The organism is Burkholderia lata (genome assembly GCF_000012945.1).
In the GTDB taxonomy this organism is placed as follows: Bacteria; Pseudomonadota; Gammaproteobacteria; order Burkholderiales; family Burkholderiaceae; genus Burkholderia; species Burkholderia lata.
This window is the reverse complement of record NC_007511.1, coordinates 3,101,274-3,128,017: the sequence shown is the minus strand read 5'-3', so window position 1 is coordinate 3,128,017 and position 26,744 is coordinate 3,101,274. Positions and strand designations below refer to the sequence as shown.

Sequence of the window (26,744 nt, the reverse complement as noted above, 5' to 3'; positions counted from 1 at the left end):
TCTCGCCAGCAGTTTGCTGTGTCTGTATCAAGTTCAGTCTCTTAGAAGTCCAATCCCCAACCGCCGACTGCCGACCGTGCAACGCGAGTGGCGGGTCGGTCTGCGCGTTTCGCAGGCGTTGGCGGCCTTTGTGAAGCGGTATCCGAATCAAAGGACAGAGATGAAACCAGACAGGAGCTGTACCGGCAGCCGCCGTGGCCGTCACGGCCGGTTGGCCGGGCTAGGTGCATTGACCGTCATGACTCTGGCGCTCGCGGCATGCGGCGGCGACGATTCGTCGTCCGTCGGTGCGTCGAGCCTCGCGCAGGCCACCGCCAGCCAGCAGGCCAGCGCGCAACAAGCGGCCGGGCAGACGCCGGCCAACCAGCCGTACGTCGACCCGGTCGCGTATTCGATGAATGCGACCGACGGCCTTGCCCCCGGGCAGGTGTCCGAGAAAACGGCCGTCATGCATTACCAGTGGAAGAACGGCGGCACGGCCGTCAACTACACGACGACCACCGGCCACCTGACCGCGCAGGATGCGAACGGCAATGCGGAAGCGTCGATGTCGTATGTCGCGTACACCGCGCCGAGCACGAACGGCAAGCCGCGCCCCGTCACGTTCGTCTATAACGGCGGCCCCGGCTCGTCGTCGATCTGGCTGCGGCTCGGCTCGTTCGCGCCGACCCGCGTGGCCACGCCCGATCCGCTGTTCGGCGCCAACTGGCCGAACTATCCGCTCGTCGACAACGCCGAAAGCCTGATCGACACCACCGACCTCGTGTTCATCGACCCGCCCGGCACCGGGCTGTCGGAAGCCGTGTTGCCGAACACCAACCAGAAGTACTGGGGTTCCGATGCGGACGTGAACATCATGCGCGACTTCATCCAGCGCTACCTGAACGTCAACAGCCGCAGCACGTCGCCGATCTACCTGTACGGCGAATCGTACGGCACGCCGCGTACCGACATGCTCGCGCTGGCGCTCGAATCGGCCGGCGTGCACCTGACGGGTATCGTGCTGCAGTCGGCGATCCTGAACTACTTCGCGGATGCGACGGAAGCGGTGGCGATCACGCAGTCGACGGAAGGGCTGCTGCTCGATACCGATACCGTGGCCGGCTACCTGCCGGGCTATGCGGCGGTCGCGGCGTACTTCAACCAGGTTTCGCCGGCCCCGGTGAACCAGGATCTGTACGCACTGCAGACGGAACTGTTCACGACGCTGATCTATAACCAGCTGCAGAAGTATTCGCAGTCTTGGGTGTTGAGCCAGCTCGGCATTCCGGATGCGCTCGGCACGCCGGTGTTCCCGAGCGATGCGACGTTGAAGCTGTGGTCGATCCCGTCGAGCCTCACGCAACAGGCGCTGCGCGGCTACTTCAACGCGAATCCGTTCGGCACGAGCTTGCTGCCTGGCACGACGATCGGCCGGTATGACGGACGCGTGTCGTTGCCGAACTCCGATCCGCGGCTGCAGAACGACGGCGACCCGTCCGACATCCTGATTTCGCAGCCGTTCACGAACGCGCTCGCGACGCAGATGCCGGATTACCTCGGCTACACCGCCCCGAACGCGACGTACCTGCCGCTGAACGACAACATCATCGGCGTCTGGGACTTCACGCACGACGGCCAGCCGATGCCCGACACGATCCCCGATCTGCTCGGTGCGCTGCAGCTCAACCCGAAGCTTCGCGTGCTGTCGGAGAATGGCTTCCACGATCTTGCGACGCCGTTCTTCAACACCGAGAAGCAACTCGCGCGGCTGCAGACGGTGAAGGGCTTCAATCCGAAGCTGCAGGTGAACTTCTTCCAGGGCGGCCACATGATCTACCTGGACGACGTCGCCCGTCCGCAGATGAAGCGGGACCTGAAGACGTTCTACAAGGGCGCGCGGATTCCGACGGCACTGACGCTGCATACGCTGCCGCCGCCGTGGCCGGATGAAAACCCGCCGAGCGTACCGACCGGCAGCGTCCCCGGCGCAACCGCCGCGACGACGCTGGCGGCGGCCCCTTGAGCGACCCCGAGCGACGGACTCCTTGTCAAAGGAACCCTCTATTCATCCATTGAATGCGAGTGATCATGTCCCTAATCAATTTGATGCGGCGTATGTCTCCGTTGATCGTCCTCGGTGCCGTGATGAGCAGTGCCTACGCGTTGCCGCCGCAGGCGGTGGCGCCGGTGAAGCTGCCGCACGGCGGGCGCGGTGTCGACGGTCCGTTCTTCCCTGCCACGAAAGCGGCGCCCGTGTTGCCGTCGACCGGCGCGACGCTGCAGCAGCAGGCGCAGCAGCGTGTCGATGCGAGGCTCGGCGCCAATACGGTGCTGAGCAACGGCGCGGCCGTGACGAAGGCGCAGGCGCAGAGTAATGGCCTGGGTTTCGTGTCGAAGCACTTCGACGAGATCGATGCGAAGCACACCGGCCGCGTGACGATGAGCGATGTGCGGCAGTTCATCCAGCAGCGGCAGGTGCAGGCGCAGCAGGAACAGCAGGACGAGTGACGTAGCAGGCAGGGCGGCGGCCGGTGCGGACTCCTTCGTAACCGGCCGCCGGAAGGTGAACGACAGGGTGAACGACAGGTGCTAGGTGGCCTGGCGCGCGTAGCGCTTCGCGGTGGCCGACGGCAGTTCGCCGAACATCGCGCGATAGTCCTGCGCAAAACTGCTCAGGTGCCAGAAGCCCCATTTGGTGGCCGCGGACGTCACGGAGTCGCCGAGCCGCAGCTCGCGGCGCACGTGATTCAGCCGCACGGCCCGCAGGTACGCGATCGGGTTCAGGTTCAACGTGTCCTGGAACGCGTATTGCGCGGTGCGCCGGCTGACGCCGAGCTCCACGCACAGCTCGGCGATCGACAGCGGGCAGGTCGATGCATCCTGCAGCCGCTCCCGCACCGCATTGACCAGCGACCAGTATTTCGTCGGGCGCACGATCTGCGCGCCAGCATCCGGCGTGGCGGCCGTCATCACTTCCGAGATCGCGTACAGCACGGTGCGTTCGAGCAGTTCGATCCTGTCCTGCGTCGTTGCATCGCCGATGTGCGTGGTTTTTGCCGCGGCGGCGAGCGTCTGGCGCAGCAGGTCGCGCAGATGGTCGGCCACACCGGTCGCCATCGGGATCACCGGTGCATGGGTGCGAGCGCGCAGAGATTCGGCAACCGTACGCAGTGCCTGCGTCGACAGTTTCTCCGGCTCGATTTCGACATTCACGAGCAGATGCCGATCGGGCGAATAGAACTCGAATTCCGGCTGGCTCGAGAACACGTGCAGGCTGTCGCGCCCGCTCTTCTCGCCGCACAGGCGCGCGTGGCCTTCCAGTTCCAGCGGCACGGCCACGGCGATTCGCTCCAGTGGCACCGCGCCTTGCTGCAGGATGACCTTGTCGAGATCCTCGACCAGCAGCTTGATGCCGCCCAGCGACATGATCGACGACGAGCCGTGAAACAGCCCGCCCGAGATCTGCGTGTAGTTCATGTTCCAGCCGTCGAACGAGCGCGCCTGTTCCTCCACGTCGGTGAACGCGCAGAACGCGACCGTTCGCGCGAACAGCGGGTTGCCGGAGAAATCGCTCGGGTGGGCAGACGGCGTCATCGAGGGCGGGAAGGGGCGGGCCGGATCGATTCATTGTAGCCGCTCGCCGCGCCGGTCAAAAAGCGCCGGACGGGTGTCGCCTCGTCAAAACCCTAACTTGCCGAAATCCGATAGTGGAAAACCTTTCGGCACCTTACCTTTGGCACCAATACGACGCTGGAGAGACGGTGATGGAACTTCCCCGTGGCGGATTCTGGAGAAACTGGGTCGGCAATCAGTCGTGCGTGGCCGCGCACCTGGCGTCGCCGGCCAGCGAGGCCGAGATCGCGGAGCTGGTGCACACCGCGACGCGGCAAGGCAAGCACGTGCGCTGCGCCGGGTCGGGGCACTCGTTCACGCCCGTCGTGGCCACCAGCGGCCTGCTGCTGTCGCTGCAGGATTACCAGGGCATCGTGGCGGTCGACGAAGCGCGCAAGCGCGTGACCGTGAAGGCCGGCACCAAGATCAATGCGGTGACGCGGCACCTGAAGGAACTCGGCCTGTCGCTCGTCAACCAGGGCGACATCGATTCGCAGGCGATTGCCGGCGCGTTGGCCACCGGCACGCACGGCACGGGGACGACACTGAGCAACCTGTCGTCGCAGGTCGTCGGGATGCGCATCGTGCGTCCGGACGGCTCGATCATGACGGTGAGCGACCGGCAGGACCTCGACCTGCTGCACGCGACGCAGGTCAACATCGGCATGTTCGGCGTGGTGTCGGAGTTGACGCTGCAGGTGACGGACGCGTTCTGGCTGCACGACCGCGTATGGCGCGAGGATTTCGACGCGCTGATGGCGCAATACGACGACCTGGCCGCGAAGCACCGGCATTTCAGCTTCTTCTGGTGCCCGACGTCCGCCAGCCGCGATCTCTACTGCCTGCCCGACACCACGAAGGTGTCGAACTCGAAGAAGGACTACGACGTGTGCGAGATCAAGGTGATGGATGTCACCGACGCGCGCACGTTCCACGAAGGTGAGCACGAGAAGATCGCCTACAGCTCCGAGGTGTACGCGATCCACTACGTGCCGAACTTCCACGAGCTCGAGTACGCGGTGCCCGCGCAACACGGCAAGGAAGCGCTGCGCCGGGTGCGCGAGCTCATCCTTACGAAGCATCGCGACTGCATTTTCCCGGTCGAGTACCGCTTCACGAAGGGCGATCCGGCGTGGATCAGCCCGTTCAATCACCAGGACAGCGTCACGATTTCATGCTCGGGCGGCCCGAACGGCGTCGACTACTGGCCGTTCCTGAAGGACGTCGACACGATCCTGCGCGACTACGGCTCGCGTCCGCACTGGGGCAAGCTGCATTTCACGAACCGCGAGGACGTCGATCGCTGGTTCCCGAAGGCCGAGGCGTTCCGCGCGCTGCGCCGCAGCGTGGACCCCGAAGGCTATTTCCTCAACGATCACCTGCGGACGCTGTTCAGTTGAGCAGACCGAACGAACCAGACTGGAGAACGAAGCATGAATGTCAAGATTGACGGCCGACTGGCCGGCAAGGTCGCCGTCGTGAGCGGCGGCGCCGGTGGCTGTGGCGGCGCGGCGTCCGAACTGTTCGCCGCACAGGGCGCGAAGGTCGCGATCATCGACCGCGACGGCGACGCCGCTGAAACACTCGCATCCCGGCTGCGCGACGCGGGCCTGCAGGCGATCGGCTTCGGCGCCGACGTGTCGAAACAGGCCGAAGTCCAGCAGGCCGTGAACGCCGCGCGGGAGCAGTACGGCAACGCGGACATCCTGTTCAATCACGCCGGCACGCTGATCGTCAAACCGTTCCTCGACATCGAGGAGTCGGAATGGGACTGGCTGATGGGCGTGAACGTGAAGAGCATGTTCCTGATGACGAAAGCGGTGCTGCCGCAGATGCTGGAGAAGGGGCGGGGCAGCATCGTCTGCACGTCGTCGATTTCCGCGGTATGCGCGACGCCGGGCGAGGTGCTGTATGACGCGACCAAGGGCGCGTGCCACATGTTCGCGCGGGCGATTGCGGTCGAGTACCGCGACCGCGGCATTCGGTGCAACGCGCTCGCACCGGGGTTCATCCGCACGCCGCACGGGATGCGCGAACTGAAGGACCTGCAGGCGATGGGTGTCGACGCGACCGAGGCGGCGATCGCGGTTCAGCAAGGCCGCCTGTGCGAGCCGTCGGAAGTCGCGGCGGCGGCACTGTTCCTCGCTTCCGACGAGTCGAGTTTCGTCAACGGCACCCACCTGTTCGTCGACAACTGCTTCTCCGCCGTCTGATCGTTGATGCTCGCAAGAAGCTGAAGGGCAAGCCTCACGCCCGCTCGGCAGGCAAGTTCCGTCGAAGGTGTCGCAGCGATGCGACCCTTCGATTTTTTTTGCGCGCCCGGCGCGCGGTGTCCTAGCGGAATGTCGGAATCCTTCTAGCTGAACGAGGGCGCGTCTGATGGAATGCGAAGGCCGAAACACCATGCAGCCGGCAAGCCGCGGTCAGTCATTCACTCTCAACTGGTCAATCATCATGTTCAACCGCACCACCAGCACCGTTGCCAACGTCGATCCGGAACTTTATGCCGCGATCGAGCAGGAAAACCGCCGCCAGGAAGATCACATCGAGCTGATCGCGTCGGAAAACTACACGAGCCCGGCCGTGATGGCTGCGCAGGGTTCGCAACTCACGAACAAGTACGCGGAAGGGTATCCGGGCAAGCGCTACTACGGCGGCTGCGAATACGTGGACGTGGTTGAGCAGCTGGCGATCGACCGCGTGAAGCAGCTGTTCGGTGCGGAAGCGGCGAACGTGCAGCCGAACTCGGGTTCGCAGGCGAACCAGGGCGTGTTCTTCGCGATGCTCAAGCCGGGCGACACGATCATGGGCATGAGCCTCGCGCACGGCGGCCACCTGACGCACGGCTCGCCCGTGAACATGTCGGGCAAGTGGTTCAACGTGGTGAGCTACGGCCTGAACGAAAACGAAGACATCGACTACGAAGCGGCCGAGCAGCTCGCGCAGGAACACAAGCCGAAGCTGATCGTCGCAGGCGCGTCGGCATTCTCGCTGAAGATCGATTTCGAGCGTCTGGCGAAGATCGCGAAGTCGGTCGGCGCGTACCTGATGGTCGACATGGCCCACTACGCAGGCCTGATCGCAGCGGGCGTGTACCCGAACCCGGTGCCGCACGCAGACTTCGTGACGACGACGACGCACAAGAGCCTGCGCGGCCCGCGCGGCGGCGTGATCCTGATGAAGGCCGAGTACGAGAAGCCGATCAACTCGGCGATCTTCCCGGGGATCCAGGGCGGCCCGCTGATGCACGTGATCGCGGGCAAGGCCGTGGCGTTCAAGGAAGCGCTGTCGCCGGAATTCAAGGCGTACCAGGAGAAGGTGGTCGAGAACGCCCGCGTGCTGGCTGAAACGCTGGTGAAGCGTGGCCTGCGGATCGTGTCGGGCCGTACGGAAAGCCACGTGATGCTGGTGGACCTGCGTGCGAAGAACATCACGGGCAAGGCAGCGGAAGCAGCGCTGGGTGCTGCGCACATCACGGTGAACAAGAACGCGATCCCGAACGATCCGGAAAAGCCGTTCGTGACGAGCGGCGTGCGCCTGGGTTCGCCGGCAATGACGACGCGCGGCTTCGGCGTGAAGGAAGCGGAGATCGTCGGCAACCTGATCGCCGATGTGCTGGAAGCGCCGGAAGATGCGGCCACGCTCGAGCGTGTGCGCGGGCAGGTCGCCGAACTGACGAAGCGTTTCCCCGTCTACGGCTGATGCGCGCAAGATTCAACCGCTGCCAGGCGGTTGAATCTCGTTGTTGTGTGTAGACATGAAAAAACCGACTCGCGGCATCGAGCCAGCGAGTCGGTTTTTTTTCGGCCTGCTTCGAAGACGCTTCAGGCCGTCGGATCGACGTTCGCCTCGAGTTCGCGGATGCGGTCGAGATTGCGCGTGTCCTTCAGCACCGGCGGCCCCGCGAACGTGTTGCGCACGCCGAAGCCGTACCAGATCACCATCAGCACCACGACGAAGCCGACGAGCACGTACAGCACCTTCTCGTTCGGCGGCTGGATGCCGACATACGCGAGCACGCAGGCGCCGACCAGCGCGAGCAGCGCACACGGCTTCGACCAGATCCCCAGTTGAAACGGGCCCTTGTCGGTCCACGTGCGGCCTTCGGCCAGCATCCCGGAGCCGATCGGCATCGCATACGAGATGAACAGGAACACCGCGCTGCCGGCACTCAGCACCGAGAACGCATCGCCGTACAGCGTGACGACGATCGCGAGCACCGCACACGTCCAGATCGCGGGGCCGGGCGTGCGGTGCGTCGGGCTCACGCTGCGCAGCAGCTTCGACGCCGGCAGCCCGCCGTCGCGTGCGAACGCATACACCATCCGCGACGTCGACATGATCGCCGCGAGCCCGCACACGTAGTTGATGAAGAACATCGCGAGTTCGAGGATGACGCGCAACGTCTTCGGAATCGGCGCGAGAATCGCTTCGAAGAAACCGGTGCCCTGCTTCATGCTGGCGGTCAGGTCGGGCATCACCAGCACGAACGCGCACACCATCACGTAGCCGAACACCGCGGACCAGAACACCGACCCGATGATGCCGCGCGGCACGTTCTTCGCCGCATCATGCGTCTCTTCCGACGTGTGCGCGGAAGCGTCGAAGCCGGTGATGGTGTAGGTCACGAGCAGCAGGCCGGACAGGAACGCGAGCGGCGTGGCCTGCTTCGGCCATGCGCCGCCATCGACACCGGTGAAATTGGTGAACGTCACGAGCCGATGCGCATCGAACGCGACCGGCGAGTAGTAGAGCAGCGACACCACCAGCGCGATCGTCACCACGAAGATGAGATAACCCGACAGGTCGGTGATCTTGCTCGCGATCCTGATGCCGCGCGCGTTCAGGATCGCCTGCGAGATCGTGATGAACGCGATGAACGCCGTTTGATGCCACCAGGTCAGGCTGTCCGGGCTGACGCCGAACATCGGTGCGATCAGCGTCTTGAAGAACGGGTCGTAGGTGCCGAAATTGATCGCGGCGATCACGAAGATCAGGCCGATCAGGTTGAGCCACGCCGTCATCCACCCCCATTTCTTCCCGCCGAGGATCGCGCCCCAGTGATAGAGGCCGCCGGCCGTCGGAAACGCGGACGCGATCTGCGACATCGACACGGCGACGATCAGCGCGAACAGCGAGCCCAGGGGCCAGCCGAGGCCGATCGACGCGCCGCCGGCGGCGGAAAACGCGAGCTGGAACGCGGTAATGCCGCCCGACAGGATGCAGATCACCGAAAACGACACCGCGAAGTTCGAAAAACCGCTCATACGTCTCGACAGTTCCTGCGCATAGCCCATCTTGTGCAGCAGGCTTACGTCACTGTCGGTGCCTGAATCAGGCTGGAATTTTGCATCCATGGTCGCTCCGTCACGAATGTCCTGCGTGGCAGGACCGTCATCGCCGCCCGGGCCAAGCAAGCTGGCCCGCTCCTGGGATTCGTCGGCGGCTCGCGATGCCCGGGGTCGAGCGGCAATCGCTTTCCAGTCCGATGCGTGAACGGTATGAAATCAAATCTCCCGGCTCTATCAGATTTCGGCAACGTAGTGAAAATCCGGAGGGATGTGAGACAGGAAGGATAATTTTCCATGAGGTGCAAAGATATGCTTCTGTTTACAAAGTGCAGCCTTATGCTTCGCAAACAAAAATCCGGCCCTGAGCCGGCTTTTTGTTTGGTCGCACTGATCTGCATGGTGAGGCCAGAGCGCCTAGCTGACCTGCGTCATCCACACAAATCACCTGTCCCACATTCTTGTCAGCGGCCTCACGTGTCCCCGAGGATGCATTCGTGACCCGACTGCACTTCTTGTCATGCGCACACCCCTTGTGACGTGGATGAGCTTGTCATCCACGGTGTCAATCGGCGTCAACGGGAACTCTACATTGAACACTACGGATATTTTTCGTAAGTGATTGAATATTAATGGTTTTAGTGATTTTTGAGCGAGCGTAGGAACCCTACTTTAGATCTAGCCGACCATCATGGCACGCCGAAGAGCCTGCGAGTCGTTGGTTCCGGAGGAGCGCCTATTCGATCAATTGCTCGGGCGCGTGATACGCGTCGCAACAACCGCCCCCAGGCCAAAAAAGATCACACTAGGCGAGAGTAGATTGCCAGCGGACAATCCAGCAATGTCTATAGCCTGAAAGAACCGTGACGCAACGGACAGCCGTTGACGGCGCTAAGCGGAAGCAGGCAATGTGTGCTGCCCGCCACAGCGGTCGGTGGGGATGTGGAAAGTTACTCACAAGGGAACAATGGCTCCGACACTCGATGACCTTCTCAACGATGGCCGGTTGACGCGGCTGTTCTCGAAGAGTACCCGCCACTGCGCGCTGCAGCTTTGGATCCTGCAGATCAAGTCGGGGCAATCGATCGAAAATCGAGTGGTCTACGGCCGTTTGCTTCCCTACAGCCATTCGAGTGATCGCTGGTCAGCCGGGGACGATGATAGTTTTCGCCCTGTCGGACAAGTACAAGCTCAGGTTGCCCGGCTCAACCTATACGTCAAAAGTGTCTACTGCGCCGACCTACTACGGCGACTGGCTGCGGGTTGGACCGTTTCTGCAGTCAGCGAAGAGTTGAAGCTTGGCCTTTCCGATCGGCTGAAAGAAAGGTTTGGGGCAACCTCGCTTGCTCCCGATGGCCTAGCTTACCGCCCGGTCTCCTATCAGCTAAATCGTGGCGCACATGACGAGCGGTCGCTCTCCAGCCCACATGGTGGAGCTGGGGCGTTCAGTGCCTCTATTACTCTGACTGACAAGGGGGCGCTGTTCCGTGTTGGGCAGGACTATGACGTAGCTTTGACCTCATTGGTGGTCGAACGCATCAGCGCAGATACGGGCTTGGACTTTGGTGCTGCTGACCTAGCTCGGTTTGGTGATCTTGAGCTGTTAGTTTTTCCTGCGCTCGACGACATGGAGCGACAGTTGATGAAGGTAGGCTGGGTTGATACCCCGCATGCATTAGTCGCGCGATTTGATCCGATGCAGGTCCCGCACTTCAGTGCGTTCCATTTTCGTCTGTGTATCGCGAACGGCGGACAGATCGTCTACTCACGTATCGCCGTCGCAAAACGCGATGCGGAGGGCGTGTACGAGCACAAGTTCGAGCTGAGCGAGCATCTGCACGCTACCACAGACAGTACTGAGCTAGAGGTCTACGGTTTCGACGGCGATCAATCTCGCGAGGGTACGCTGTGTTGCCGGTGGCGAATCGGGTACTTCCGGGAGGTTAATCTGCAGACACACGTGGTAGGCCGCGGAGCTGAGCCGGTTAAATTCGACTGGTTAGAAAAAACCACACGGCCGGCTGTACTAGCGAGAGTGAAGGCGGCCCTGACTATCAATCGCGGCGATTTGGGATTTGCTAACCGTGTCGGTAGCCGTGAAGCGGATCCGTGGGTTCCTGCTAACCTTGATCTCGCATCTCTTTTCGAGCGACTCCATCCGAGAAATTCAGAGGGGCGGTTCTTCTTACGCTGGGGGCAGGGGGACGGAGAGGGGCGATTGCAATTCGTGGAGTGGTTTAGAGGACTACTGAACAAATACCAGCAGCATCAAATAGTCATCTTTGATCCATACTTTGAGGCTGCGGGCCTAGCCCTGTTGCTACTCGGTGCGGCGCCTAAGTCTGACTATATTGTCTTCACGTCCTTGTCCAAACCGTCCAAAGTAAGTGACGGTGTGGTAGGCGAATCTGACAAACCTGCACAGAGTCGGATTAACAACCTAGTGGCGAGTTGCGAGCACAACAGCCAACTGCTGAGGCGGATCAAGTTGCGCATCTATGGCCTGAGGGAGGGGCGGCTGCACGATCGTTACATCTTGATCATGGGGGCGGACGGACTACCGGCAGCGGGCTTCAATCTATCAAACTCGTTTCAGAAGGCCGCCGAAAACTATCCTCTGTTAGTTACCCCGATTCCAGCGGACACCCTTCTCTCGGTTGAAAAATACATGTCCGGGCTGGTGCAGGAGGCGGAGACCGCGCAGTCCGAAGGGGGGGGCGAAAGCTATTCTATGCGCCTACTTTTCAACTCCGCATCGTCGCCGATGGTGCCGCAGCGCTACGAGCCATTACGCTTTCTTGAAAACGTTAGAGCAGGCGATGTGTTGAGCGTCTGGGTTGGCGAGTTATCACTACGTGGCCAAAGCGGTGATTCGTTGAAGGTGCAGATGGCTGAGTTGGGCCTGCTCAAGGATGGTTCGCTTGTGCTGCCTGAGATGGTTGATCTGCAGGATTGGATGAATGAGCAAGCGAGCAACTTCACTGAATTCACTGCGATTTGGGAGGTGCTCGGCGAGGTTATCGCGCATACACGTGCCAGTGATCGTCGATTTCGCGAGGATAAATTGGACCGTGGCTTTGTCGAGTTCCTTGTGCGGTTCCTCAATACATCGTTCAACCGCGTGTATGACGGAGTAGATGAGGAGTTATCTGTGATGGATGCTCGTCTCTTTCGGGAGCCGGTCGAGACTCTACTACATAGCTCTTACCGTCCCGAACACTTGTTCCACGCGACAAAGTATGTAGCTTTGACTTGGTCAGAGTACTTCACCATCAAGTTTCTGTGGTGGTACGCCCCGCATATGCTGCTGGCGACTTTCGAAGCCCAAGTGGCTGACTTGCCGGTAGAGTCAGGAGGCTCAAATGTAGTGCAATTGTCCCTGTTGAGCCAGATCGTTAGCGACATTTCGCTCTCGATCCAGTTCGATATAAACAAGGTGCAGCGGGGCCTCCTTGTGAACAGTGGCAACGGCTTTCTGCGATGGATGGGACTCATCGCGATTGAGCGACAGCTGGAAGGACCAGGTGGGCTCGCCGTTGTGCTGCAATTGGTCGCCAGATTTTCCTCTGCAGACCAGGTACGTGCCCTTGGTTGGATGATTCATCGTGCGAAAAGTAATCCGAAGAAAGCAGAAATTTACGATGGTTTGGTAACGTCGTTGCATGAGGCGTTGCCACCGATGATCCCTGCGGAGGACTTGAGGCATCTAGTTGACTCGATGCGTGGGCATATGCGGCAATTGACTTGGGCAGAGCCTTGGCTGTTCCAGGATGTCGTCTTTCCTTTGTTGCAGGATGAGCGCGCTAATACAGATGATGCTTGCGAGATCTGGATCAATGAATTGGTTGCGTTGCTGGGACCAGAACTGAATCACCGGCTGTTTGCTCTTGCGCGTGAGGGCCAGACGACCAATATCACCGCGTTCCTTTTTGCTCACAGCGGCCCTGAGCGGCAGCGAGCCAGCCTTAGGTCGATGCAATTGATCTTGAAGCAACAGCGACGGATTGTGCAACAACCTCTCGCCAGCACGTCAGACTGGACTCGCTGGGACGATGCTTTGGTTGTCTCGATGTGGATACTCGCTTTTACCCGATGGGCGCAGTACTACCTACGCCTGCGCGACGTGACCGACAGTGAGCTGGAACGACTGTCGGAGGACGCACGAGAGTTAGCTATGGTTCGACCGATGGATGAATGGCGTTCGGAGGGGGCTGGCAAGCCAGTCCAGTTGGCGGCGTTCCTTGATCAGGCCGAAGAACTCTCACTTTAAGCGACAAGCCAGCGGCCAAACTCCCACAGTCGACCGAGTGGTGGCCTTGGGATAGCCGATAAGGATGTGATCGATTGCTTGAGGGCAAGTCGGCGGATGACTTCGTCGTTGCGGGAAGCAGCAGCCCTCTGTGCACGCTACCTTCGAGAGGCGATACAGGAGATAAAGGTTAGCTTCCCTCGATACCCTGCTGGAATAGGGGGCAGCACTCGAGATGCTCCCCCTCTGCTGAAGAGTGGACGATGCTCTTGCCAACGTTACGCGGACATGCCACCTTTGGTGTCGATGTTCGCCATACGCAAAAAATAACGGGACACGGCATGACTAATAAGACAGATAAGTACGCAGCTCTAGCTCCGAGAATCGAGTATCTCAGCGATGTAGTTGTGCTCTCACAGGCATGGAAGAAGACGCATACTTACATCCGGCATCACAACTGGTATGCCGACACGCTGGAACTAGACTGTTCGGCTGTAAACCTTGACGGAGAGCTTAGTCAATGGTCCGCGGAGCTGCGAGACGGAACGTACACTCCTAAGGCCGCTCGCCTTGTGCCGGCTCCCAAAAGCGATCCATGGGTGTTCGGTGATGCGGAGATAAATGGGTGGGCACCCGTGTCATCGAGTGAGCATTTCTTGCGCCCTCTTGCTCATGTGGGAATTAGGGAGCAGACGATAGCTACAGCCGCTATGTTGTGTCTCGCTGATTGTGTTGAGTCGGCACAAGGCGATACGTCACTAGACGCATTGGATGCGCAGAAGGCTGGTGTCTTCAGTTACGGAAACCGACTGTTCTGTTCGTGGACAGATCAAGGGGCTCGCGCGCGCTTTTCGTGGGGAAATTCAAATGTATACAGTCGATATTTTCAGGACTATCAGAGTTTTGTCGAGAGACCGCTGCTCATCGCGCAGAGCGCCGTCCTGAGTGGACAAGATGCTCTCACTTTGTTTGTCATAAAGCTAGATTTGAGCGCTTTCTACGACAACATCAATATAGAAGGACTCGTCGAGAAGTTGACGGAGCTTTATTGGCGGTACAGCGAGACGATCGCTCCGACAGCGAAAACATCCAGTGCGCGATTCTGGGCCACTCTTGCGAAATCCCTGTCAATTGGATGGCAGGTCGAGGACGCGAAATGGGCGCCGTATCTGAAGGGACAAAAGCTTCCATCAGGGCTGCCGCAGGGGCTGGTATCAAGTGGATTCTTCGCCAACGCGTATCTAGTGGATTTCGATGAGGCCGTCGGGGAATCAATAGGTCGATCTTTCAATCGTCGGGGCGTGAAATTTCGGCTGCACGACTACTGTAGATACGTTGATGATGTGAGGCTTGTTGTCTCTTGTGACAAACAAGTACCAAGCGAAGAAGAACTTGGACTCGCACTGACTGAATGGGTCCAGGCACGGCTTGATTCTAAAGCGAATGATGTTGAGTTTGAGGAGCGACTCGTAGTAAACGAGCAGAAGACGGAAGTTCAACCGTTTGCATCTCTTGGTGGAGAGTCTGGGACGGCAGCACGTATGAAGTCGCTACAGAGCCAGCTTAGTGGTCCGTTCGATATCGCAGCGCTACAGCACGTCGAGGCAGGACTCAATGGTTTGCTGGCTCAGGCTGAGTTGGGGACAGCAGCTAAGCAGAAGGTTGACGGTGGCAGAAATTTACCGCCTCTAGCATCCGTGGTGCGTCCAAAGCGCGAGGTGCGTGACGACACGTTGACTCGATTTGCAGCCTATCGGTTGACAAAGGCCCTGAAGCTACGCAGAAAGATGACGGATCTCACCCAAGATGAGGAAGCCGGACTTTCGCGAAATATTCTCCTGCATGACCTGGAGGTTGCTGCGAGGCGACTCGTTGCTGCGTGGTCCCTGAATCCAGGTCTCGCACAAGTCCTCACTTATGCCCTAGATCTGTTTCCGTGTCCTGAGTTGCTAAAAACCATAACGGATGCACTTCTGACAAAGGTTCTCGGAACGCAGGAGGATGCATACTCGACTGGAACAGCCTTGTATACGCTTGCTCAACTATTTCGAGCGGGGGCGTCCCAGACGGGAAAATACTGGGAGAGTGATGGTTCCCTGCAAGTCGGCGACGTAGAGCGCTATCGGCTGGAGCTCGGGCAACTGGCGCGGATGCTTATTGATGAGGGAGTTCTTCCATGGTACGTCCGACAGCAGGCACTGCTGTTGCTCGCGTCGCTGAGCCAGGTCATCACGCTTGATACGAGCTTCGACGAGTTACCCTACCACCGAAGCTTGCATGAGTTCATTGGTAAGCGCGTGGATGAAGGACTTCCACACATTGAGGAAACAATTGCGGTGTCGTTGGTCGGTCATCAGCTACTGCGCGATGATGCGCACTATGCGATGTGGTTTGCGGCCTTATCGAGGCAGTCGACGCGCAAGGATCGCCTTATAGCATTGGAGCTACTCGCGCAAAATCAGCCACACTTGCTGCGGGTAATCGCAGCGAGCCGCAGTAATCGGCAGCTTGCTGCTGAACCGGCTTTCCAAAGCATTGTCCGATATTTTTCGAGCTTCAAGGAACCGGAAGACGAATGTGCGTTGGTCGACGGCGAATGGCTATCTTTCGGTGACATCGTCAAGATGCGTGATACGCCATTCCACGAGGAGAACGCGCTGTTGCAGCTTGCGTTCGCACTTGCAGATGCGGTGTCTCGCACGGATGAACTGCCCGAGCAATGGACGCCTCAGACGATACAGGTGAGATGTGAAGACTGGGCGCTTTTGAGCGATCCGCGTGGTATGCCGCGACTATCGATACGGATTGGACCAACTCGTGGTCGCAGGGATCCACGCTATAGAACACCGGAATGGTGTAACTCAGAGGATGCGATTCTGTATGCAATCGGAAGAGTTATTCGATGTGCCGCCACTGGGGAGTTGGACTTCACAGCGCGCCAATGGTTGCTTCGAGAAGAGAACATTGGCTGGTATCGAGGTATTTCCAGTACGTGGAAGAAGCGCCAAATAGGTATGTTGAATACGTCCGTCGCTATGGCCGGGACAACTGCGGCCATAACGCCGTGGTTCTCGGAGCTTTTACTTCGGCTGCTACGCTGGCCGGGACTACAAGCTCAATTGGAAACAAGTAGCAGCGTTGGTGTCGTCACCGATGCGGCCATGTTACGAGACCTTGTGCATGAGCGCTTGAAGGCACAGGCTGCCTTGTTTGGAAAAAGCTCAAATCTCCCCATTTACGTCTATCCGGTCGATTGGCCCATTGACGAGTCGAGATTGCTACGCGTCTGCGTCATTCAAGGCTTGCTGCCAACCACCAAGGATTTCGATGGAGGTTTGGCGAGTTTGCACAAGGAGGGATTCCGGGCTAGACAAAGAAACCACACCGCATCAATCCTTTATCTCGCGTATCAGCAACTGCAAGCTCGTGATTCTGTACTCGGTAAGGATCACAAGCCTTACGTTGACTTGGTCGTGTTGCCGGAATATAGCATTCATCTTGACGACCAAGATCTGATGAGGGCGTTTTCGGATGCCACTGGTGCAATGATTTTTTATGGATTATGTGGTGCAACTCATCCAGTCACGAGCGAACCGATCAATGCGGCGCGTTGGTTAGTGCCACAACGTAGAAATGGAGGGCGTTCGTGGGTTGAAGTTGATCAAGGGAAGAAGTATCCGACTACCGAAGAAGAGACCCTCGGGGTTAAACCGTGGAGGCCTCATCAGGTGGTCATTGAGCTTTCCTCTGGAGGTGCTGGAAAGTTTCGGATTTCTGGTGCGATTTGCTACGATGCAACCGACATTTCACTTCCCGCAGACCTTCGCGACGTCTCACACATGTTCATCGTGTCTGCTATGAACAAAGACGTAAAGACATTTGACAGCATGGTAGGCATGCTTCGCTATCACATGTATCAGCACATATTGGTGGCAAATGCTGGTGAGTTTGGTGGATCGACGGCGCAAGCTCCATATGAACAGGAGCACAAACGTCTAATATCTCACAACCACGGCTCCGACCAGATTAGCGTAAGTGTGTTCGATGTCGACATAAATCACTTTGGCCCAAATTTGCAAGCAACGAAAGTTACGTTGGATCCAAGTGGGAAGAAGAAGCGTATCGGTAAGACGCCACCTGCCGGTCTGATGCGCGATAGCGTCCAGTAATCGCTCGCATCATTTCTGCAGCCGCTCGGGTGACTGCGCCCTGGAACGGTCACCCGGGTCTAGCGGACCAGCGTCGTCCTTCTGGTGAACGATTGGTACCGGTGTGGCTTATCCGATCGACGGTGCTTTCCGGAGCAGACGTACTCTATTTGTCCACAGCCTCTCTGGTTTCCAAGTATCTACTTCGGGCAGTGTAGGCGGCTTCTCGGACTACTGGATCCAACAGAGAGAGGCCGACCTTGCCGAGTACTTCTTCTATTTGCCTGCGGGCTCGAGTTCAGGGAGCTCGTTCTCGCCGGGTGCAAGAACTTCCGTCCTGTCTCAAATGCACCGGAAGCGGGCAGGGGGCGGTGTCGTGGCAGGTCGATCCGGTGCGACGCCGGATGCGGATTCTCGCCCCCGGAATGCCGGGGGCGAGCGTGGGGGACGTCAGTCACGCATGGCCCGCCGCGAACAGCGCTTCCCAGCCGAGAAACGCGCCGAGCGGAATGATGTCCCAGTCGATCAGCCCGGCCTTGGCCAGCGGAAACTCGCGCAGTGCTTCCCGCGCGCTTTCCATCGAATCGCACTCCGCAATGATCGCGACGCCGGGGCGATCCTGGCGGAAATAGATGTCGCGGACGATCCCGCGCTTGAGCAGGTGCCAGCCGTAGCGCACTTCGTCGAGCATGTGCGGTTGATAGGCTTCCGGACTCGCACCGGGCAGCGGAACGTCGAGGCACAGCAGTTTCATGTCGATCTCCTGGTAAGCGCGTTGCACCGCTTATGCGCTGGCCGCGAACCGCGTCGCCAGTTCGGCGACGCGCTGCCCGAGGTGCGCGGCGGTTTCGAGGTCGCTGGCGATCGGCGACAGTTCCGGCGACACGTCGTCGGACTGCGCCATCGCGCCGAGCCAGCCGCCGATCCGGTTGCGCTCGTTTGCCGCGGTGCCGGCGAACAGGTCGAGCCCGACCCAGATCATCCCGTGTTGCGCCGCGAACAGCGTCATCGTCATCAGCGCGTTCAGCTTGTCGCCGTGCTGCGCGCCGGAGTTGGTGAAGCCGGCCGCGATCTTGTTGCGCCAGGCTTGCGGAATCCACGCGGGGCGCGTCGAATCTTCCATGAACTTCTTGAGCCGCGAGCTGATCGACGCGTTGTACGTCGGCGAGCCGAAGATGATCGCGTCGCTCGCGGCGAGCGCATCCCACGGAATCGCGCCGTCGGCGACCGCGATGAGCCGCACTTCCGCGCCCGGTACGCGCCGCACGCCTTCCGCGACGGCTTGCGCCTGTCGCTCGGTGTGACCGTGACCGCTGTCGAAAACGATGGTGGCAAGCATGAGCATTCCTTTGCAGTCCGTTGAACGATGGCCGCATTGTGGGCGGCGCGAGTCGCAACCGGAAGTTGGGCCCGGGTTGAGTCGCTCTCAACTTCAGGTTGATAATCGGCGGCAGGCGAAGGTGTACCGTGCAACGTGTCGATCGAAGGAGGCTGCTTTGGATGTGTCACAACGGACGCGTGCGATCCTGTCGTTCGTGCATGCGGCCGACGGCGGCAGCTTTGCAGCGGCCGGGCGGATGCTCGGCATCACGTCGGCCGCCGTCAGCAAGAACGTCGCCGGCCTGGAGCAGGCGCTTGGCGTGCGGCTGATGAACCGCACCACACGCACGCTGAAGCTCACCGATGAAGGCAGCGTGTTCCTGCGCGAGGCGCGCATCGCTCTGGACGCGCTCGATTCGGCGGTCGACAGCATCGTCGCGCAGCGGCTCGGGCCGCAAGGGCGCGTGCGCATCTCGACGAGCGCTGCGTTCGGGCGCGAGCACCTGCAACCGGTGCTGCCCGGGTTGCTGGCGCGCTACCCCGGTTTGTCGGTGGAGGCCGATTTCGACGACCGGATCGTCGACGTCGTGCGCGACGGTTACGACATCGTCATTCGGGGTGGCAACATTCACGATTCCGCACTGGTATCGCGGCCGATCTTTCGCATGAATACGGTGCTGGTTGCGTCACCCGCCTATCTGGCGAGTCACGGTATTCCGCGAGCACCGGACGATCTGGGCGCGCACCGGCTGATTGCACGCAGGTTTCTAGGCGGTGAGGTGTCGACGTGGAGCTTCAGGATGCGCGGCGGGAGCATCGTGGCGGTCGATCCGGGCGACACGGCGCCGCTGACGTTCTCGGCGCCGGAGGCTGTGCTGCAGGCCGCGCATGACGGCCTCGGCATCGCGGAGGTCGGTGTGCATCTCGCGTGGGCGCATCTGCGCGCCGGCTCGCTGAAGGTGTTGCTGCACCGCCATCATTTGCCCGGCACCTACGAAATGGCGATGCAGTATCCGCATCGCGCATTGAAGGCGTCGCGCGTGCAGGCGACGGTCGACTATCTGCTCGACGCGTTTGCTTCGAACGAAAGCCTGCATGTGCCGTTGAAGGCGCTGGATGCGTACGGCGCGTGATGCGGGCGCGGCCTAAGCGGTCCGCTGTCTGTCGGGGTGGGGATGCACGCCGAAGCGCGCGCGATAGTCGCGCGGCGAGACGCCGACCTGTTTCGCGAATGCGCGCTGTAGCGCGTCGACACTGCCGAATCCCGACCGTTCGGCGATGCGTTCGAGCGGCCAGTCGGCCCGCTCGAGCAGCGCCTTCGCGCGCTCGACCCGTGCTGCCAGTACGAATTGCGCGGGTGATCGCCCGGTTTCCTTGAGGAAGTGGCGCGCAAACGAGCGTTCGCTCATGTGCATCCGTGCGGCCAGCGCGGCGACGCCGAGATCGCCGGCCGGATCGTCGGCGATCTCGGCAAGCAGGGTACGCATGCGCGGCGTTGCGCTGGCCAGCGAGCCGAGCCCGACGCTGAACTGTGCCTGCCCGCCGGGCCGGTGCATGAACAACACGAGTTCGCGTGCGACCGCGAGCGCGGTCGGCGCACCGCAATCCGCCTCGACCAGTGCAAGACACAGATCGATGCCGGCCGTCACGCCGGCCGACGTATGGAACGGCGGGTCGCTGACGTAGATCGCGTCGGGCTCGATCCGCGCGTCGGGACAGAGTGCCTGCAGCATCGCGCACCGGTTCCAGTGCGTGGTCGCGCGCTTGCCGTCCAGCCATCCGCCCGCGGCGAGCACGAACGCTCCCGTGCAGATGCTCGCGATGCGCCGCGTGTCCGCGATCCGCGTGCGCAGCCACGGCAGCACGCCGGCTTCCGACGCCGCGTGTCGCAGCGCCGCTTCATCGCCGCCGGCGACGACGATCGTGTCGATCCGCGCCGGCAGCGCCGCCAGCGCGACGGTACCGGCGAGCCGCAAGCCCGCATGCGTGACGATGTCGTCCCCGTGTTGCGACGCGAGCGTGAGCCGGTACGGCACGGCATGGTCGGGCAGGTAACGGTTCGCGACCGCGAACACTTCCATCGGGCCCGTGATGTCGAGCGACTGGACGCCTTCGAAGCCGACGACAACGATGTCGCGTGCCGAACAGGTTGACTGGGACATGGCGGAAAGTGCGGTGGAGTTGTCCTTGTGACCGCGAGCATGATCCTTGTAATTTTCCGGACGTGCAATCGACGGATGCGGGGGGACGATGCGGGTATGGAAGACAGGCGGCGCAGTGCTGCTCGCGGGCGCGATGCTGGGCGCGTGCGCAGCGGGGCGGACGGCACCGGCGAAGGCGGAGGACGCACTGCCGGTCGCACGCGCGCTGACGATCGGCGTGCCGAAAGCGGGCCGCACGCGGCCGCTTGTAGCGATCGTCGCGGACAACGCTGGAACCGAGACGACCGATTTCATCGTGCCGTACGCGATTCTGAAGACGTCCGGTGCGGTCGATGTCGTCACCGTGTCGGCCGACGAAGGCGAGGTCGAACTGATGCCCGCGCTGCGCATGCTGGCCGATATGACGGTCGAACGGTTCGATGCCGCAACGCCTGCGGGGGCCGATGTCGTGATCGTGCCCGCGCTGCATCGCGCGGACAGCCCGGTGGTATTGGCGTGGCTGCGCAAGCAGGCCGTTGCCGGCGCGACGATGGTGGCGATCTGCGATGGCGCGGAAGTCCTCGCGAATGCGGGCCTGCTGCGGCATCGCACGGCGACGTCCCACTGGTATTCGCGCGACGGCCTGCGCCGCCGCTTTGCCGATACGACGTGGGTCGACGATCGACGCTACGTGATGGACGGCAACGTCATGACGACGACCGGCGTGTCGGCGTCGATTCCCGCTTCGCTGGCCTTGGTGAGTGCGCTGGCCGGGCCGGCAGCGGCGCGCGAGACGGCGCGGCGCGTCGGCGTGCAGACATGGAGCGATGTTCACGACGGCCGCCGGTTCGCGTTGACTGCGCGTGCGGTGACGGTCGCGTTGACGAACCGCGTCGCGTTCTGGCGGCACGAGACGTTCGATCTTCCGGTCGAAAACGGGTTTGACGAGCTGTCGGTTGTGTTGACCGCCGACGCATGGGCGCGAACCTGGCGCAGTGACGTCGTCGCGACGGCGGACACGCGCGTGATCGCGTCAAGGCACGGGCTGCGGTTGCTGGCGCAGCCGCCGAATGCCCGGCATGTGAGCGTGACGACGCCGGCCGCCCGGCGTGGGGAATCCGTGCTGCCCGGTGTGCTCGGCGACATCGCGGCCCGCTACGGCGATGCGACATCGGGCTGGGTCGCGTTGCAGCTGGAGTATCCGAAGTAGCGGCCGTCTTGCGCAGAATGCGGGCGTTGTGCGCTGCGCTTACTTCACCCACTCTGCGAGCTTCGGATCGGGATAGGGCAGGATGTCCCGCGACTGGGTGTGCTCGGCCACCCATTTCGTTCCGTTCCAGTGGAAATCGGCCTGCGTTTCCGTCCCGTGGCCGTTCGCGCGGATGACCAGCGTGCAGGCCGCCTGGATCGGGTAAGTCGGGTTTTTCGGGCCGATGCAGGACCCGAGAATCACCATGACGTCGCCGAGGCCGAACCGCTCCTTCATCGCGTAGGTCGCGTCGAATTCCGAGAGCCGGTCCGGTACCGGCGTTGCGTCGCACGCGGCGACGCTCGCGGCAAGCAGCAGCGCGGCGGCTCGGCCGGCACGCCGCCAGGTGAACGGGGTGTGGGCTGAACGGGCATCAGCGTCGGCGCGCTTCTCCGCGCGGGAGTTTGACGGACAGGGCATTCGGAGTTCGGGTCACGGACACGGCGGCCATTGTGACGGATTTCACCGGCACCCGGGCTGACCCGAGCGCATCGATGCGTCGGCGTCGTACTCGAACGCGGGGGAACCGTTGAGCGGCGCGGTGTTCCGGCTCACGCCATACGCCGGGCGGACAAGCGATTCCACAGCATGCCGGAGCGGTTGCCGCTGCGGCAGTATGCGAGCACCGGCTTCTGCAGCGTGTCGACCAGTTCACCGAAGGCATCGATCTCCGCATCGCCGATGCGGTCGCGCTCGACCGGCAGATAGCGCGCTTCGAGGCCCAGTTCGCGGGCTGCCGCGGCGATTTCATCGAACGCCGGATGTTCGTCGCCTTCGCCGTCCGGACGATTGCAGATGACCGAGCGGAAGCCGGCATTGCGGATCGCCTTCAGGTCGGCCGGCGTGATCTGCCGCGACGCGGAGAACCCGTTCGCCGCCGTCGCGCGACACTGTTCGATCGCGTGGCGGAAGCAGGCGATCGCGAAGTCGACATCCTGCTCCGTCGTGAAGCGGCCGAAGCTCACGCGCACGGTGCGGCCTGCCGTCTCCGCATCGAGGCCGATCGCGGTCAGCACGTGGGACGGTGCGCCGCTGGTCGAGTTGCACGCGGACGTCGACGACACGGCGAGCGCTTCGCCGAGCATGAACGGGAAGAAGCCCGGCGCATTCACCGTCAGGCTCAGCGTGTGCGGGATGCGGCGCGCGGCGGCCGCGTTCTGCGTGACATCGCCGAGCGCGACCAGCGCGTCCGTCAGGCGGGCGCCGAGCGCTGCGATCCGTGCGGTTTCGCCGTCGAGCTTGTCAGCGGCCAGTTCGCATGCGACGCCCATGCCGACGATCTGATGCGTCGCGAGCGTGCCCGAGCGCAAGCCGCGCTCGTGCCCGCCGCCGTGAATCTGCGGGGCGATCCGGTCCGCGATGTCGCGGCGCACGAACAGCGCGCCGATGCCCTTCGGGCCGTACACCTTGTGCGCGGACATCGACAGCATGTCGATGCCGAGCGCGCGCACGTCGATCGGCGTCTTGCCGAGCGCCTGCGCGGCGTCGACGTGGAGCAGCGCGCCCGCGTCATGCACGATGCGCGAGATTGCGCCAATATCGGTCAGCGTGCCGAGCTCGTTGTTCACGAGCATCAGCGACACGAGGCCCGTATCGGGGCCGATCGCGGCAGCGACCGCGTCGACGGTGATCTCGCCGTCGCGGGTGGGCGTCAGGAACGTGACCGACGAGCCGTGCTTCGACAGGTTCGCCATCGTGTCGAGAATGGCCTTGTGCTCGATGCGGCTCGTGACCAGGTGGCGCTTGCCGGTCGCGTTTTCCGCATAGCCCTTCAGCGCGAGGTTGTTCGATTCGGTGGCGCCGGACGTCCAGACGATCTCGTCGGCATCCGCGCCGATCAGCGCGGCGACTTGTGCGCGTGCCTGTTCGACCTTGTCTTTCGCCAGCCGGCCGGCGGCATGCGAGCTCGATGCGGGGTTGCCGAAGATGCCGTCGAAGCCGAGGCAGGCCGTCATCGCTTCGATCACGCGCGGATCGGCGGGGGTCGTGGCGGCGTAGTCGAGGTAGTGCAGCGTGGTGGTGTCGCTCATGTCCTTCTCATACTCGTTTCTTTCGGAATGGAAGAAATGATACGGGGGACAGGAGGGAAAAAGGATCCAAAGTTGGCTGGCGATTCAGCTTGATATGGAATAACGTTTTATCTGAATGTGGATTGGGGGAATTTATTTTTCTGGCGGCGGGCGGGTGCGACTGGCGCGTCCGCCGCCCATTTTGCGAGGGATGGTCGAGATGCAGTATGAACTGACGACGTTGTCGTGTTGGCTGCTGGCGCAGGATGCCGTTTCCGCCGGGGCGCACCGATGGGTATCGGATCCGGGGGCCGCGGGGCGTCTCCTTGGCGCCTGGCGTTCGGAAATCGGCGAGTTGGGGCAGATCGTCGTGTTGCGCGGCTTCGACGACGTCGACGAACTGCAGCAGGAGCGCCGTCGTGCGTTGATGAGCGGCGGGCCGTTCAATATCGACGGTGCCGACGTGGGTCTCAACATGGAAACCTACGAACGCTTTCCGTTCCTGCCCGAGATCGAGCCGTCGAAACTCGGCAGGTTCTACGAATTTCGCCGCTATTGGCTCAAACCGGCCGGGATCGCGCCGACGATCGCCGCGTGGGAGCAGGCCGTCGGTCCGGCCGAAGCCTATACGTCTCATCTCGTCGCGAACATGTACGCGATCGATGGCCCGCCTCGCATCGCCCATATCTGGGGGTTCTCGAGCCTGGAGGAGCGCATGGCCTTGCGCGCGCGCCACTATGCCGAAGGGCTCTGGCCGCCCAAGGGCGGACCGCAGCAGATCGAGCGGGCCACGTCGACGATTTGCCTGCCGGAGGCGTGGTCTCCGCTGTGCTGAATGTCCGGTGATGCGTCGATGATGTCGCCCCGCGCATTGCCGCCGAGGGCAGCCCGTTGCGAAGGCAACTGGCTGGTTCGGCCACGCCGAAGCGGCCGGCTTGCCGCGTTTTACCGCTGAACGGCGGCGAGCGCCGGGGCGTGCCCGAATGGCGGTTCGCCGTGCTCATGCGGCGAAATGCAGCCGCCGCCATGTCTATGAGGGATTCCCCCGTGACACGCGAATGAGCGCTGCTTCAACGCCGCTTTCGTTCGCTCCGCGCTTCTCCGTCGATGCTTCCCGCGCACCGCCCGCGATTATTTGCGTTTCGCGAATGGCGCGTTCGCCGGTTGTTCCATACCCGATTGGCGGCCGTGCACCTATCGTGGTGACGTCGGCCGATTGAACTCGGCGCGTCGAACCCGAACGGCGGCCGGCACTTCCTCGCGATTCGCGTCGCACACAAAAACCATCGGACCTGGCTCATGCGCAGGCGCTGCGGCGCGCGCAGGCGAACCTGTGTCCACGGAGACGGACATGAAAGCAAACGAGTGGGATACCTCATACGAGTGGAAGGCGGTCACGCTGCTGGCGCTCGGTTTCGGGCTGGTCGGCCTCGATCGCTGGCTGATCGCGCCGCTGTTCCCTTCGATCATGAAGGACCTCAACCTGAACGCGCAGGACGTCGGCAACTGCATCGGCGTGCTCGGCCTGTCGTGGGGTATTTTCGCGGCGCTGATGGGCGGTATCTCCGACAAGATCGGCCGCCGGAAGGTGCTGATTCCGGCCATCCTCGCGTTCTCGCTGCTGTCGGGCTTCTCGGGGCTCGCGGGCGGGCTGCTCGGGTTGATGGCGATTCGCGGCCTGATGGGCGTGGCCGAAGGCTCGTTCTGCCCGACGAGCTTTGCCGCGACGGCCGACGCGTCGCATCCGCGGCGGCGCGGGCTGAACCTCGGCCTGCAGCAAAGCGGCTTCGCGCTGTTCGGGCTCGCGCTGTCGCCGATCATCGCGACGCAGCTGCTCGGCTTCGTGTCGTGGCGTTGGGTCTTTGCGCTCGTCGCCGTTCCCGGCCTGATCCTCGGCGCGATCATGTTCTTCGTCATCCGTGAGCCCAAGGTCACGAAGGCCGTCGCGTCGGAGCATGCGCCGGCGTCGCTCGGCCATGTGCTCAAGAGCCGCAACATCCTCGTCGCGATGGCCGCGCTGTGCTGCGCGATGACCGGCGTATTCGTGCTCGGCGCGCTGCTGCCGCTGTACCTGACCGACTACCTGGCGCTCGGCACGCAGAAGATGGGCCTCGTCGTGTCGGCGATCGGCTTCGGCGGTTTTCTCGGGCAGTTCGGGTTGCCGGGCCTGTCCGACCTGGTCGGCCGCCGCCTCGCGAGCATCGTCGGCTTCGCGGGAACGGCCGTGATGCTCTATATCTTCCGCGGCCTCGGCCCGCAGCCGGTCGTGCTGTTCGGGGTCCTGTTCGTCGCGTCGTTCTTCACGCTCGGGCTGGTGTCGCTGCTGTCCGGCCCGGTGGCGACCGAGGCCGCGCCCGTCGGGCTCGTGTCGACGTCGATCGGCGTGGTGGTCGGTGTCGGCGAAATCTTCGGCGGCGGCATCGCGCCGGCGATGGGCGGCTACGTCGCCGCACACTTTGGCATCCAGAACATTCTGTGGCTGCCGATGTGCTCGGTCGTGCTGGGCATCGTGGTCAGCTTGCTGCTGAAGGAAACCGCGCCGGCCGTGCTGCAGCGTCGCGTGGCGGCCGTGCAACCGGAACTGGCGGCGGGTGAGCAATCGCGGTAACGTCCGCGCGGGCACGGCGGTGCATTCGGGAGCGGGTGCCGCCGGCGATTGACATCGATTGGGTGACAGAGTGACGCCTCCCGCATGACACAGCCCGTTACCCGCACGGGTAGACTGCCGGTTTCGCTGTCGAAAAAG

The 26,744-nt window shown here is 62.1% G+C and carries 18 protein-coding genes; 11 read left to right on the top strand and 7 right to left on the bottom strand.

Going from position 1 to position 26,744, the window contains the following annotated elements:
• Nucleotides 1-160: 160 nt before the first annotated feature.
• Together BCEP18194_RS36505 and BCEP18194_RS36500 are read left to right on the top strand one after the other, a co-directional pair.
• Nucleotides 161-2,005: a S10 family serine carboxypeptidase-like protein gene (locus BCEP18194_RS36505; protein ID WP_011356350.1), complete on the top strand. Its 1,845-nt coding sequence runs from the start codon at nucleotides 161-163 to the stop codon at nucleotides 2,003-2,005.
• Between the two features lie 53 nt (nucleotides 2,006-2,058).
• The gene (locus BCEP18194_RS36500) at nucleotides 2,059-2,490 is read left to right on the top strand and encodes a hypothetical protein (protein WP_050781645.1); all 432 of its coding nucleotides are present in this window, start codon (nucleotides 2,059-2,061) and stop codon (nucleotides 2,488-2,490) included.
• Nucleotides 2,491-2,571: 81 nt separating this feature from the next.
• Here the strand turns inward: BCEP18194_RS36500 and BCEP18194_RS36495 are convergent, their stop codons facing one another.
• Complete coding sequence (locus BCEP18194_RS36495; RefSeq protein WP_011356348.1) at nucleotides 2,572-3,576, bottom strand: helix-turn-helix domain-containing protein; 1,005 nt, start codon at nucleotides 3,574-3,576, stop codon at nucleotides 2,572-2,574.
• A 170-nt stretch (nucleotides 3,577-3,746) separates the two neighbouring features.
• Here BCEP18194_RS36495 and BCEP18194_RS36490 point away from each other — a divergent pair, with 170 nt between their 5' ends.
• The 3 genes from BCEP18194_RS36490 to glyA all read left to right on the top strand — a co-directional run bounded on the left by BCEP18194_RS36490 (nucleotide 3,747) and on the right by glyA (nucleotide 7,296).
• Nucleotides 3,747-4,994, top strand: coding sequence for a D-arabinono-1,4-lactone oxidase (locus tag BCEP18194_RS36490; RefSeq protein WP_011356347.1), 1,248 nt, complete (start codon nucleotides 3,747-3,749; stop codon nucleotides 4,992-4,994).
• A 33-nt stretch (nucleotides 4,995-5,027) separates the two neighbouring features.
• Nucleotides 5,028-5,807, top strand: a complete 780-nt coding sequence (locus tag BCEP18194_RS36485) for an SDR family NAD(P)-dependent oxidoreductase (protein WP_011356346.1) — start codon at nucleotides 5,028-5,030, stop codon at nucleotides 5,805-5,807.
• Nucleotides 5,808-6,048: 241 nt separating this feature from the next.
• A complete protein-coding gene (gene glyA, locus BCEP18194_RS36480) occupies nucleotides 6,049-7,296 on the top strand; it encodes a serine hydroxymethyltransferase (RefSeq protein WP_011356345.1) in 1,248 nt (415 codons plus the stop codon).
• A gap of 122 nt (nucleotides 7,297-7,418) precedes the next feature.
• Here the strand turns inward: glyA and BCEP18194_RS36475 are convergent, their stop codons facing one another.
• Nucleotides 7,419-8,951 carry an amino acid permease gene (locus BCEP18194_RS36475; protein WP_011356344.1) on the bottom strand — a complete coding sequence of 511 codons (1,533 nt, stop codon included), beginning with the start codon at nucleotides 8,949-8,951 and terminating at the stop codon, nucleotides 7,419-7,421.
• 898 nt (nucleotides 8,952-9,849) lie between these two features.
• Between BCEP18194_RS36475 and BCEP18194_RS36470 the strand changes: the two genes are divergently transcribed.
• Both BCEP18194_RS36470 and BCEP18194_RS41530 read left to right on the top strand, forming a co-directional pair.
• Entirely contained in the window at nucleotides 9,850-13,152 is a 3,303-nt protein-coding gene (locus tag BCEP18194_RS36470) for a VPA1262 family protein (RefSeq protein ID WP_041493396.1), read from the top strand.
• A 242-nt stretch (nucleotides 13,153-13,394) separates the two neighbouring features.
• Nucleotides 13,395-17,300, top strand: coding sequence for an RNA-directed DNA polymerase (locus BCEP18194_RS41530; protein ID WP_011356342.1), 3,906 nt, complete (start codon nucleotides 13,395-13,397; stop codon nucleotides 17,298-17,300).
• Nucleotides 17,301-17,733: 433 nt separating this feature from the next.
• Here the strand turns inward: BCEP18194_RS41530 and BCEP18194_RS36455 are convergent, their stop codons facing one another.
• Complete coding sequence (locus BCEP18194_RS36455) at nucleotides 17,734-18,033, bottom strand: hypothetical protein (RefSeq protein ID WP_011356341.1); 300 nt, start codon at nucleotides 18,031-18,033, stop codon at nucleotides 17,734-17,736.
• Nucleotides 18,034-18,063: 30 nt separating this feature from the next.
• Nucleotides 18,064-18,618, bottom strand: a complete 555-nt coding sequence (locus tag BCEP18194_RS36450; RefSeq protein ID WP_011356340.1) for a flavodoxin family protein — start codon at nucleotides 18,616-18,618, stop codon at nucleotides 18,064-18,066.
• A gap of 157 nt (nucleotides 18,619-18,775) precedes the next feature.
• Between BCEP18194_RS36450 and BCEP18194_RS36445 the strand changes: the two genes are divergently transcribed.
• Nucleotides 18,776-19,732: a LysR family transcriptional regulator gene (locus BCEP18194_RS36445; RefSeq protein WP_011356339.1), complete on the top strand. Its 957-nt coding sequence runs from the start codon at nucleotides 18,776-18,778 to the stop codon at nucleotides 19,730-19,732.
• A 12-nt stretch (nucleotides 19,733-19,744) separates the two neighbouring features.
• On the opposite strand, the gene BCEP18194_RS36440 is transcribed toward BCEP18194_RS36445, so the two are convergent.
• Complete coding sequence (locus tag BCEP18194_RS36440) at nucleotides 19,745-20,761, bottom strand: GlxA family transcriptional regulator (protein ID WP_011356338.1); 1,017 nt, start codon at nucleotides 20,759-20,761, stop codon at nucleotides 19,745-19,747.
• 88 nt (nucleotides 20,762-20,849) lie between these two features.
• Between BCEP18194_RS36440 and BCEP18194_RS36435 the strand changes: the two genes are divergently transcribed.
• Nucleotides 20,850-21,950 (top strand): DJ-1/PfpI family protein, encoded by a 1,101-nt coding sequence (locus tag BCEP18194_RS36435; protein WP_011356337.1) that lies wholly within the window; start codon nucleotides 20,850-20,852, stop codon nucleotides 21,948-21,950.
• Between the two features lie 39 nt (nucleotides 21,951-21,989).
• On the opposite strand, the gene BCEP18194_RS36430 is transcribed toward BCEP18194_RS36435, so the two are convergent.
• Both BCEP18194_RS36430 and BCEP18194_RS36425 read right to left on the bottom strand, forming a co-directional pair.
• Entirely contained in the window at nucleotides 21,990-22,409 is a 420-nt protein-coding gene (locus BCEP18194_RS36430; protein ID WP_011356336.1) for a hypothetical protein, read from the bottom strand.
• A 131-nt stretch (nucleotides 22,410-22,540) separates the two neighbouring features.
• Nucleotides 22,541-24,019 carry an aminotransferase class V-fold PLP-dependent enzyme gene (locus tag BCEP18194_RS36425; protein WP_011356335.1) on the bottom strand — a complete coding sequence of 493 codons (1,479 nt, stop codon included), beginning with the start codon at nucleotides 24,017-24,019 and terminating at the stop codon, nucleotides 22,541-22,543.
• Nucleotides 24,020-24,218: 199 nt separating this feature from the next.
• Between BCEP18194_RS36425 and BCEP18194_RS36420 the strand changes: the two genes are divergently transcribed.
• Entirely contained in the window at nucleotides 24,219-24,833 is a 615-nt protein-coding gene (locus BCEP18194_RS36420; protein WP_011356334.1) for an NIPSNAP family protein, read from the top strand.
• A 516-nt stretch (nucleotides 24,834-25,349) separates the two neighbouring features.
• Nucleotides 25,350-26,606 (top strand): MFS transporter, encoded by a 1,257-nt coding sequence (locus BCEP18194_RS36415; protein ID WP_011356333.1) that lies wholly within the window; start codon nucleotides 25,350-25,352, stop codon nucleotides 26,604-26,606.
• Nucleotides 26,607-26,744 lie beyond the last annotated feature (138 nt).